Source organism: Collinsella aerofaciens, assembly GCF_015552075.1.
Taxonomy (GTDB): domain Bacteria; phylum Actinomycetota; class Coriobacteriia; order Coriobacteriales; family Coriobacteriaceae; genus Collinsella; species Collinsella aerofaciens_Y.
Genome location: NZ_JADNDZ010000112.1, coordinates 1 through 10,917 on the forward strand (window position 1 = coordinate 1; position 10,917 = coordinate 10,917).

Here is a 10,917-nt window from a genome sequence, read left to right on the forward strand (position 1 = left end):
AGAGCGCTTGACTGGCAGTCAAGAGGTCAGGGGTTCGATCCCCCTCGTCTCCACCATCGTGAATGTAAGGCCACTCAATCGAGTGGCCTTTTTTATTTGCATACGATATTAAGTGGTCTGAACTGCATTTTTGCAAAATATGCAAATTGCTTTCCTGTTCAAGTTCGCCGTCAGCAGTAGTTGTCGCAAAATTTGCGACAACTACACCCCAAAAAGTTGCGCAATTACCTTCCCGGTTTTGTACAAAGTTTGTTAGCCAAACATAATAGTTTGAGCAATTCACGCCGCCAGCTATACAACTCAGGCAGTATTCACCAACCCGTACACCCCCATAAACCTGCGGCAATGCGTGCAAGACGGCACAATATCCCCCTTAACCACGGCAAATAAACAATATGTTGCTCAACACACCCCAAAACGTATGGGTCACCTGCTGTGCTAGGATAGCTAACGTTACATGGGTTCAACTGTGCTCATGGCTCCAACAAGCCGCAAAGCACAGGGTCGATCAGCATCCGGCCGTAACGGCGGTGCCAGAAAAACCACGAGCTCCAATAGCGTTGTCATGCGTATCGCATTGAATGGTTTTGTTCTTGTCTATGTGCAAGTTGTTCTTTTGAATCGATATTTCATGACAATTCGCAGCAGTCCTGCAGCTGTTTGCGTGCGGTCCAGTTTTGTACCCGCTTGACTGGGCTGCACGTAGCCAGCTGGAGTCGCGGTCATTTTTGCGATACACGTCCGCGACTCTAGCCACTGCACTCATACATACCGTTCACGGTGGGGCAGAGCCACGTGCTTGTCTAACTGGGCTCAGGGTTTGAATATGGAGCGCCTTCGCGCACAAGCGCCCTGGCGAAGCCATACCCAAACCCCGTGAGCCACACGTAAGACAGCAAGGGGGTGGTGCTCGTGTGGTATGTGATCCAGGTCATTAACGGTCGCGAAGACGTAATGCGCGAGCGCATTGAGCACGTGGTGCCGACAGGTGCCATGCAGGAGCTCTTTTATCCCCAATTTCAAACCGAGATCAAAGTACACGGCGAATGGGTCAATACGACCAAGCCGCTCTTTCCCGGATATCTTAACTGCGATACGGCAGATCCCCGCACCGTGCAACAGTATCTGCTGCGCATGGACGACTTTGCCCGGGTGTTATCCCAGGACGGTCGGTTTGTACCGCTAGCACAAGAAGAGGTCCAGCTTATTGGTAGCTTTACGCATAAGGGAGACCGCGTAGTTCCTATGAGCGAGGCCTTAAAGGACGGCGACAAGGTCGTAGTGACGGCGGGTCCGCTGCTGGGCCACGAAGGGCTTATCAAAACCATTAACAGACGAAAGAGCACTGCTTATTTGGAGCTCGATCTGTGCGGCCGACGCGTAACTACGCGCGTTGGCCTTGCCGTGCTTTCAGCCGAGCAGCGCGTAATGCGAAACCTAAAAAGGGCGATCGCCTAGCTGCAGGCGACTGTTTAACGGGACAGGGAGGATCCCCGGGGGCGGGGACGTTGACTTGAAGGAAATAGTGTCAGACAAAACTGAAAATTCAGTAGAAGCGCCGGTAGGGGCCTTGCTGGTTGCCCAAGCCATGAGCGGCGGCGACTCGAGCATGCGCTACAAGGCCATGCAGGCCGTGAAGGACTGGGACCGCACGCGCCTGGCCTACCGCACCGTCAAGCGCGCCTTCGACATCGTGTTCAGCGGCTGCGTGCTGGCCGTCATCGCCATACCCAGCCTTGTGCTCGCTGCCGCCATCCGCCTGGAGAGCGAGGGCAACCCGTTCTACAGCCAGATCCGCGTGGGCCAGACCCACCGCGACGGCAGCCTTTCCACCTTCCGCATGTGGAAGTTCCGCAGCATGTTCAAAGACGCCGACAAGCGCCTCGTCGAGCTCAAGGGGCAGAACGAGATCGCCGGCGCCATGTTCAAGATGAGGGACGACCCGCGCGTCACCAAGATTGGCAAGTTCATCCGAAAGCACTCCATTGACGAGTTTCCGCAGTTCCTGAACGTGTTCCTGGGCCAGATGTCCGTCGTCGGCCCGCGCCCGCCTCTGCCGAACGAGGTGGCGGAGTACACCGAGTACGACCTGCAGCGCCTGGCCGTGAAGCCCGGGATCACCGGCTGGTGGCAGGTGACGGAGCGCAATTCGACCGGGTTCGACGGCATGGTCCGCCGAGACCTGGAGTACATCGCCAACCGGGGCATTTTTACCGACCTCAAGATCGTTGTCCTCACGGTGATCGAGGTCATCACCGGTAAGGGTGCGTGCTAATGCTTCAGGACTATTCTAAATTCGTTGAGCTCAAGCGCGTTCCCGTAATCGATGTTCCGATCACGGGAACCAATATGTCTGAGTGTGTCGAGTTTCTCACTCGCCATATAGATGAGCTACACGGCGAATATATTTGCGTTTCCAATGCTCATACCTCGGTTATGGCCCATGACGACCCTTCCTATTGGGCCTGCCAAGCTGACTCCCTCATGTCCGTTCCCGACGGCAAGCCTTTATCTGTCGTCGGACGTAAAACAATAGAGTCTATGGGGCGTGTAACTGGACCCGATCTGATGCGAGAGATATTCAATATTTCCTTGCAGCAAGGATGGAGCCATTACTTCTACGGTAACGAGCAGAAGAATCTCGACGCTCTCAAAAATTCACTTCAAGAGGAATATCCAGGCCTGGAAATCGCTGGCATGGAGCCTTCGGTTTTCCGACCGCTCTCCGACAGCGAGAAGCGAGACCTTTCGCGACGTATCGCTGATTCGGATGCAGACTTCGCATGGATTGCTCTTGGCGCGCCCCGTCAAGAAGTTCTTATGCACGAGCTCAAGGGAGGGCCGCAACCGTTGATGATCGGTGTTGGCGGAGCGTTCAACGTTCTCGCCGGCGTGGTGCCAGAGGCGCCGATGTGGATGCAAAACCTGAGTCTCGAGTGGCTATACAGACTTATTCAAGAGCCGAAGCGGCTTTTCAAACGATACCTCGTAACTAATACGAAATTTCTCTTTTACCAGTTTACAAAGGCCAAACGTATGGAAGGCAAATAGATGAACGATTCGACCACCTTTAAAGACAAAACCCTGATGATCACGGGCGGCGCCGGCTCGTTCGGCAACACCGTGCTCAAGCACTTCATGAACACCGACCTGGGCGAGATCCGCATCTTCTCGCGCGACGAGAAGAAGCAGGACGACATGCGCCACCGCCTGCAGGAGAAGTCCCCGGAGCTCGCCTCCAAGGTGCGCTTCTTCATCGGCGACGTCCGCAACGCCCAGAGCGTGCGCGACGCCATGCACGGCGTGGACTACATCTTCCACGCCGCCGCCCTGAAGCAGGTGCCGTCCTGCGAGTTCTTCCCCATGGAGGCCGTGCGCACCAACGTCATCGGCACTGACAACGTGCTCCACGCAGCGATCGAGGAGGGCGTGGACCGCGTCGTGTGCCTGTCCACCGACAAGGCGGCCTACCCCATCAACGCCATGGGCAAGTCCAAGGCCATGATGGAGTCCATCATCTACGCCAACGCCCGCAACGGCGCCGGCCGCACCACCATCTGCTGCACCCGCTACGGCAACGTCATGTGCTCGCGCGGCAGCGTCATCCCGCTGTTCATCGACCGCATCCGCAAGGGCGAGCCGCTCACGGTCACCGACCCCAACATGACCCGCTTCCTCATGAACCTGGACGAGGCGGTGGACCTCGTGCAGTTCGCCTTCGAGCACGCCAACCCCGGCGACCTGTTCATCCAGAAGGCGCCGGCGTCCACCATCGGCGACCTCGCCGAGGCCGTCCAGGAGGTCTTCGGGCGCGTGGGCACGCAGGTGATCGGCACCCGCCACGGCGAGAAGCTCTTCGAGACCCTCATGACCCGCGAGGAGCGACTGAGGGCCGAGGACATGGGCGGCTACTACCGCGTGGCCTGCGACTCGCGCGACCTCAACTACGACAAGTTCGTCGTGGACGGCGAGGTGGAGACCCAGGCAGACGAGTCCTACACCTCCCACAACACCGAGAGGCTCGACGTGGCGGGCACCATCGCCAAGATCAAGACCGCCGAGTACGTGCAGCTGGCGCTCGAGGGCCGCGAGCACGAGGCGGTGCAGTAGGGTGCGCGTCCTCGTCACCGGCGCGAGGGGCTTCGTAGGGAGGAACCTCTGCTGCGCGCTGAAGAACATAAGGGACGGTAAGGACCGCCGCGCCAAATACCAGCAACTCCTTCCCCTCGAGGTCATGGAGTACGACATCGACTCGACTCCCGGGGAGCTGGAAGAGTACTGCTCCCGCGCCGACTTCGTCTTCAACCTGGCGGGCGTCAACCGCCCCAAGGACCAGGCGGAGTTCATGGAGGGCAACTTCGGGTTCGCCTCCACGCTGCTCGACACGCTCGAGCGCCACGGGAACAAGTGCCCCGTCATGCTCTCCAGCTCCGCGCAGGCGAGCCTGTCGGGCCGCTTCGAGGGCTCGGTCTACGGCGAGTCGAAGCTGGCGGGGGAGGGCCTGTTCCGCGAGTACTCGGAGCGCACGGGGGCGCCGGTGCTCATCTACCGCTTCCCCAACCTCTACGGCAAGTGGTGCCGGCCGCGCTACAACTCCGCCGTGGCCACCTTCTGCGACGCCATCGCGAACGGACGCCCCTACACCGTGAACGACCCCTCGGTGGAGCTGGAGCTCCTCTACATCGACGACCTCGTCGGCGAGATGCTGGGCGCGCTGCTCGGCGAGGAGCACCGCTGCGGCTACGACGGGCTGGAGCGCGTGGAGGGCGAGGAGTTCTGCTACGTCCCCGACACCGACGTGAAGACCCTGGGCGAGATCGTCTACCTGCTGGGCACTTTCCGAGACAGCCGTGAGACGCTCTCGGTGCCCGACCTTTCGGAGGGCTCCTTCTCCAAGAAGCTCTGGAGCACGTTCCTGTCCTACTACGAGCCGGGCAACTTCGCCTACGGCCTCAGGCCCAACGTCGACGGCCGCGGCTCGTTCACCGAGTTCCTGCGCACGCCGGAGCGCGGCCAGGTCTCGATCAACGTTAGCAAGCCCGGCATCACCAAGGGCAACCACTGGCACATGAGCAAGTGGGAGAGGTTCCTGGTGGTCTCCGGCACCGCGTCCATCAAGTTGAGGAAAGTAGGGGAGGATGCCGAGGGGAACCCGTTCCCCGTCGACGAGTACACCGTCTCGGGTTCCGACATGCGCGCCGTGGAGATGGTCCCCGGCTACACGCACTCCATCACCAACCTGTCCGACACCGAGGACCTCGTGACGGTCATGTGGGCCAACGAGCCCTTCGACCCCGAGAACCCCGACACCTACTACGAGGAGGTCTAGCCGCATGGGCAAGGACTATTCCGATATCGCATTCAAGGACGACGGCCGACTGAAGCTGCTCATCATCGTGGGCACCCGCCCCGAGGTCATCCGCCTGTCCGAGGTCATCAAGAAGTGCCGCTGCCACTTCGACTGCCTGCTGGCGCACACCGGGCAGAACTACGACTACACGCTCAACGGCATATTCTTCCGCGACCTGGAGCTCGCCGACCCCGACGTCTACCTGGACGCCGTGGGCTCCGACCTGGGCGAGACCGTGGGCAACATCATCGCGGCCTCATACAAGCTGATGGTCCAGGTGCAGCCCGACGCGCTGCTGATCCTGGGCGACACCAACAGCTGCCTGTCCGCCATCGCGGCCAAGCGCCTGCACATCCCCATCTTCCACATGGAGGCGGGCAACCGCTGCAAGGACGAGTGCCTGCCCGAGGAGACCAACCGCCGCATCGTCGACGTGATCTCCGACGTCAACCTGGCCTACTCCGAGCACGCCCGCCGCTACCTCAAGGACACCGACTGCGCCCCGGAGCGCACCTACGTCACGGGATCTCCCATGGCCGAAGTCCTGCGCGCCAACCTGGACAAGATCGAGGCGTCCGACGTCCTCTCCGAGCTCGGCCTGGAGCCGAAGAAGTACATGCTGCTCTCGGCCCACCGCGAGGAGAACATCGACACCGAGGCGAACTTCACGAGCCTGTTCACCGCGATCAACGCGCTGGCCGAGAGGTACGACATGCCGATCCTGTACTCCTGCCACCCGCGCTCCCGCAAGCGCCTGGAGGCCACGGGCTTCCAGCTCGACCCGCGCGTGCGCATGCACGAGCCCATGGGCTTCCACGACTACAACTGCCTGCAGATGAACGCCTTCGCGGTTGTCTCCGACTCCGGCACCCTTCCCGAGGAGTCCAGCTTCTTCGCGAGCGTTGGGCATCCGTTCCCGGCGGTGTGCATCCGCACCTCCACCGAGCGCCCCGAGGCCCTGGACAAGGCGTGCTTCACGCTGGCCGGCATCAGCGAGCGCGGCCTGCTGCAGGCCGTCCGCACCGCCGTCGAGCTCGACGCGGAGGGGTCGCTGCCCGAGGCGCCCGTTCCCGACTACGCCGACGAGACCGTGTCCACCAAGGTCGTCAAGATCATCCAGAGCTACACCGGGGTCGTGGACAAGATGGTGTGGAGGAAATCTTAGCCATGGGCGCTGGGTACAGATTGCTTGATGGTATCTCGCGAGCTTATAACAAACTGCTCTTGCTCCCTGCCCTACGTCGCTCCTTTGCATCATGCGGTAAAAACGTAACCATCGGTCGTCGTAGCGAAATTCAGGGGATTGAAAATATTTACATGGGACATGATGTATATATTGGCCCAGGAGCAACGTTTCTGACGACCCGTGCGAAGATTCATATCGGCAATTACGTCATGAGCGGCCCTCATCTCACAATTATTACTGGAGATCATCGTACAGATGTTCTCGACCGACCCATGATGACGCTTGATGAGTCGGACAAGCTTCCAGAGAATGACCAAGATGTCGTCATCGGCAATGATGTATGGATTGGCAGCGGCGTAACGATTCTTAAGGGCGTTAGAATTGCCGACCATTGTGTGATTGCTGCCGGTACGGTAGTGACAAAAGACGTTGGCCCGGAGTTTTCAATCTGGGGGGGGGCTTCCAGCTCGCCGTCTAAGCTTTCGGTAAGAGGAAATCAATGACTAAAGGTTATCCGCACGTCCATGCAAAGGTGTTGATGGTCGGACCCGATCTCTCTCTTCACGGCGGAATCGTCTCAGTCGTGAAAGGTTATCTAGACGCAGGTCTCCCTGAGGCATGCGATGCCTTTGAGTACCTGGGGACGGGCATCGGTTCCTCAAAGCTCGGTAAATCCGTCGCATTTTCCCGAGCGTTGATTCGCTATGCGATGATCATGCCATCCTATGACATCATTCATTTACACATTAGCGCCCGTGGCTCCTACAAACGTAAGTCAATTATGGCTCGTATGGCCCATAAAGCTGGCAAAAAGGTGATACTGCACGACCACGACGGGGAGTTTAAGAAGGCCTTTGAAGAGAGCGGATACGTCTATCGTTCTGACGTAAGGAAGACATTTGCTATCGCCGACCGAGTTGTGGTTCTGTCGGAAGAGTGGCGTGACTACTTTGCTGAAAACGTTTGTGATCCAGAGTTAATTCACGTTGTTCATAACGGTGTTAAAGTCCCAAACCAGCCATGCTCGCCTTGTTCGCATCAAGGGAAGTGCTGAAGCGCTTCCCGGAGACGAAGGTCGTCTTTGGCGGTGACGGCGAGGTCGAGAAGAATAAACGGCTGGCTGAGGAGCTCGGCATTGCCGACCGATGTGAGTTTTGCGGCTGGGTCACGGGCGACGAGCGTGAGGCCCTTTTCGAGCACGCTGCTGTGCACTGTCTGCCCTCGAAAAACGAAGGCATGCCTATGAGCGTGCTCGAAGCTATGGCGCGAGGTATTCCGACGATCGCAACTTCGGTTGGAGGTATTCCACAGGTCATCAGGGATGGAGTAAATGGCTACCTTATGCCTGTCGATGATGAATCAAAACTATCAGGGCTGTTGTGCACGTTGATGGGTTCTGAGGACCTTCGTTTGAGCATCGGTCGCGCCGGCAGGTCGACTATTTCGGGAAGATTTAACGTTAAGAGAAATGTAGATGCGATTGTTCAACTCTACAAGGAGTTGGTGGATTAGTGGTCGAGAGAACGCCTAAAACGATTTACTACTGTTGGTTTGGTGATGGGGAGCTTTCTGCGACTGCTCAGAAATGTCTTCTCTCATGGGAAAGATATGCACCTGGCTATTGCATCACACGTTGCGATGAGCGGTTGTTCGATATCGAATCAACGCCGTGGACTAAGGCGGCCTATGCTGCCGGTAAATATGCGTATGTAGCAGATTATGTGCGCTTCTGGGCCGTTTATAACTTCGGTGGGATCTACATGGACCTGGGGAGCGAACTTGTTCGTGATATAACTTCGCTCTGTGAAACATATTCACCGTTTTCGGCAATTGAAGAATTGTCAAAAACGGTGAATACAGGGTTGATAGTTGTTGCACCGCGTCATAACCCTTTGCTTGCGGAAGTACTTGATGCGTATGACTCCACACAATTCAGTGACGACCCAGGTTTTCTAAATGATCATACCGTTAATCAGATGTTTACTCGCGTTCTCGAGGCTCATGGGTTTGTTCGTGAAGATAGGCTGCAGAAGGCTGTCGGCTGGACGCTGCTACCGTCCTGCTATTTCAATCCCATATACGGCTTAGGCGGATATCACATTAAAAATAACACCTATAGCGTTCATCACTATTCAGGTAGCTGGATTGAGCCTGAATTGAAGATCAAAAAAGAAATTGTTGACGCCTGGTCACCTATTTTGGGACGTCGGCTGGCACAAGTACTTGGAAGGACGATCGGCGAGATTAAGACCAAAGGCGTCCGAGACGGCATCTTGCAGTTAGCCTTGGTTTCAAAGAGCGTGATTGCAAGAAAGTGGGAAAACAATGGTTGCTAGAACTATCGACGTAGCACATTCGTTTACAGGAGAAACTGGTGCTTCAAAGACAAAGGTAGACATCCTACAGTTATCAGCCGCTTTCGTTATCGGTTTCATATGCATTTATGTCAAGACGTTTGCATCTATAACGTCATTGATAAGTTTCCCTGATGCCGTTGACAAGGAGCTGCTATTTGCGGGTGTAGCGCTCCTCTCGCTTCATATTGCTTCAAAGTCGAAAAGCTATGGTAAGAGGTTAATTCCTCTCTTACTAGTTCTTCTATCGACTTTGTATACGTATTTTGTATCGGGAGAGACGGCTCCGCTATCAGTTTCCCTCATCATAATAGCAGCTGCTACTGCGGGTGATTCGAAATCCCTCATGAGATTGTGGTTTGTAACAACAGCGTTCCTGTCACTATTTGTCATAGCCGTTTACGGGCTAACTGCAATCTTTGATTCCGGCAGCGTATCGTACATACTCAGGTGGGAAAGCGGCGTCGAAACAGCCGTTCGTTTCACGTTCTTTTTCTCACATCCCAATATGGTGGCCGCTCTTGTAATGATGATGTGCGGAGCTTATATGTATCTGAACTATGACAGTATAGGATTTCGTACCTATGTTCTTATCCTTGCTGTAGCTGCGACCGTGCTACTCTTTACCGATTCCAAGACGTCCACGGCTCTGATTGTGTTATCAGTTGTTTGCTTTGCATGCCAGAAACAATGGAGAGTTTTCGAGCGCAGCGGATTGAGGCGGCTCGTTGGCATACTGCCAATTATCTTTTTTTTCATAGTCTATTTATTGGCTGGCCCTTTGTACAGCGATTCACTGGGTCAAGCGCTTACGGGCAGAGTGTCTCTGTGGCATTACTGTCTTGAAAATCAGGGCGTTACATTCTTTGGTCAATTTTTTGTCCCTACGAAATCTATTTGTGCAAATGGATGGACGTTCTACTACACAACCTTAGATTGCGCTTATGCTTCAGGATTGCTTGTATTGGGTCTTTGCTTCTCTGCGTTCTTTTGCAGCTGTGTTTATAGACGTGTCAAAAAGAATGATTCTCAGCTTGCATCAGAGCTGCCCCTGATTTTAGTGATGTTGCTTTTCGGTTTTACTGAAGTACACGTCTTTAGCATTGTTATTTGTGCCCCTTTGCTGCTTCTTTCCGGGGGAATTCTGCCTCCTGAACACTCGTGACCATTTCTCATCGTATATAAGAATTGCTGGTAGACAATGATTTACGCACCTATTATTATTCCAACTCTAAATCGAGACGAACATTTAAAACGCCTCCTTGATTCGCTTGCACTAAACGGGTGGGCTATTTATACAGACGTGTATATTGCTGTTGATTATCCTCCAAGTGATAAATATGTTGAAGGCTATCATCGCGTTTGTGATCTATTAGATCATTTTGATGGCTCGACATTCAACAGCTTTAATGTAGTGAAGCGCGATTTTAATCTTGGGGTCGGTGTAAATGGCCATGACTTAATTGAGGCTTTGATAAAGCCTCGTTACGACAGGTGGATTTACTCCGAAGACGATCTTGAGTTCTCGCCAAATTTTATTGAATACATGGACAAGTGCCTTGACCGTTTTGCCGACGACGATGGAGTTTATAGCGTCTGCGGCTACTCGTACCCCTTGAATTGGAATCTTTCGGAAGGTTCTACTGTATTTATGACCCAGGCCACCTATTCGGCTTGGGGGACTGGACAATGGCGCGATAAGCACCAAGAGGGCCGTGATGCTATTGTCCATCAACACTATTTACTCAGTAACGCTGATCGGGCATTTAAATCGGGCATAGTAGACGCAATGATTCCAGGTCGAAAATCTGAGTATGTATCGTATGTAATGCTTGGCGCCTGTGAGAGGGAAATGGAAACAGCGACAGACATGGCTTTTGGTCCCTATCTCCTGCTTTCCGACAAAAAGGTTATTGTTCCTGCCGTATCTAAGGTTCGTAATTTAGGTTTTGATGGATCTGGTGTTAATTGCTGGTCGCGCGCGCAGACGTGGTGTAAGAGTGTCCTGAGGTCCGTCGCTGCAAGTC

At 55.1% G+C, this 10,917-nt stretch carries 12 protein-coding genes; all 12 read left to right on the top strand.

The annotated features are described in order from the left end of the window. Positions 1–906: 906 nt before the first annotated feature. A complete protein-coding gene (gene loaP, locus I2D41_RS08615) occupies positions 907–1,458 on the top strand; it encodes an antiterminator LoaP (RefSeq protein ID WP_271741688.1) in 552 nt (183 codons plus the stop codon). Positions 1,459–1,570: 112 nt separating this feature from the next. Further along, a complete protein-coding gene (locus I2D41_RS08620; RefSeq protein WP_229042295.1) occupies positions 1,571–2,275 on the top strand; it encodes a sugar transferase in 705 nt (234 codons plus the stop codon). Then, positions 2,275–3,051, top strand: coding sequence for a WecB/TagA/CpsF family glycosyltransferase (locus I2D41_RS08625; RefSeq protein ID WP_195364232.1), 777 nt, complete (start codon positions 2,275–2,277; stop codon positions 3,049–3,051). Before I2D41_RS08620 ends, I2D41_RS08625 begins: the two co-directional genes overlap by 1 nt. Further along, the gene (locus tag I2D41_RS08630; protein ID WP_195364233.1) at positions 3,052–4,110 is read left to right on the top strand and encodes a polysaccharide biosynthesis protein; all 1,059 of its coding nucleotides are present in this window, start codon (positions 3,052–3,054) and stop codon (positions 4,108–4,110) included. It abuts the gene before it with no gap. 1 nt (position 4,111) lies between these two features. Further along, complete coding sequence (locus tag I2D41_RS08635; protein WP_195364234.1) at positions 4,112–5,329, top strand: polysaccharide biosynthesis C-terminal domain-containing protein; 1,218 nt, start codon at positions 4,112–4,114, stop codon at positions 5,327–5,329. A gap of 4 nt (positions 5,330–5,333) precedes the next feature. Beyond that, entirely contained in the window at positions 5,334–6,515 is a 1,182-nt protein-coding gene (gene wecB / locus I2D41_RS08640) for a non-hydrolyzing UDP-N-acetylglucosamine 2-epimerase (RefSeq protein ID WP_195364235.1), read from the top strand. Between the two features lie 2 nt (positions 6,516–6,517). Continuing rightward, complete coding sequence (locus I2D41_RS10180; RefSeq protein ID WP_195364236.1) at positions 6,518–7,039, top strand: acyltransferase; 522 nt, start codon at positions 6,518–6,520, stop codon at positions 7,037–7,039. After that, the gene (locus I2D41_RS08650) at positions 7,036–7,590 is read left to right on the top strand and encodes a glycosyltransferase (protein ID WP_195364237.1); all 555 of its coding nucleotides are present in this window, start codon (positions 7,036–7,038) and stop codon (positions 7,588–7,590) included. Before I2D41_RS10180 ends, I2D41_RS08650 begins: the two co-directional genes overlap by 4 nt. Next, a complete protein-coding gene (locus tag I2D41_RS08655) occupies positions 7,584–8,048 on the top strand; it encodes a glycosyltransferase family 4 protein (RefSeq protein ID WP_195364238.1) in 465 nt (154 codons plus the stop codon). Before I2D41_RS08650 ends, I2D41_RS08655 begins: the two co-directional genes overlap by 7 nt. Then, positions 8,048–8,872, top strand: coding sequence for a glycosyltransferase family 32 protein (locus I2D41_RS08660; protein ID WP_195364239.1), 825 nt, complete (start codon positions 8,048–8,050; stop codon positions 8,870–8,872). Before I2D41_RS08655 ends, I2D41_RS08660 begins: the two co-directional genes overlap by 1 nt. After that, entirely contained in the window at positions 8,862–10,055 is a 1,194-nt protein-coding gene (locus I2D41_RS08665) for a hypothetical protein (protein WP_195364240.1), read from the top strand. The genes I2D41_RS08660 and I2D41_RS08665 overlap by 11 nt, the downstream gene beginning before the upstream one ends. 36 nt (positions 10,056–10,091) lie before the next feature. Continuing rightward, positions 10,092–10,917: glycosyltransferase family A protein (locus I2D41_RS08670; protein ID WP_195364241.1), on the top strand; the 826-nt coding region annotated here is incomplete at its 3' end.

Bases quoted from the DNA above. Each gene is read 5' to 3' on its own strand.
- I2D41_RS08625 (WP_195364232.1), top strand. From the start codon at position 2,275: ATGCTTCAGGACTATTCTAAATTCGTTGAGCTCAAGCGCGTTCCCGTA.
- I2D41_RS08630 (WP_195364233.1), top strand. From the start codon at position 3,052: ATGAACGATTCGACCACCTTTAAAGACAAAACCCTGATGATCACGGGC.
- wecB (WP_195364235.1), top strand. From the start codon at position 5,334: ATGGGCAAGGACTATTCCGATATCGCATTCAAGGACGACGGCCGACTG.
- I2D41_RS10180 (WP_195364236.1), top strand. From the start codon at position 6,518: ATGGGCGCTGGGTACAGATTGCTTGATGGTATCTCGCGAGCTTATAAC.
- I2D41_RS08650 (WP_195364237.1), top strand. From the start codon at position 7,036: ATGACTAAAGGTTATCCGCACGTCCATGCAAAGGTGTTGATGGTCGGA.
- I2D41_RS08665 (WP_195364240.1), top strand. From the start codon at position 8,862: ATGGTTGCTAGAACTATCGACGTAGCACATTCGTTTACAGGAGAAACT.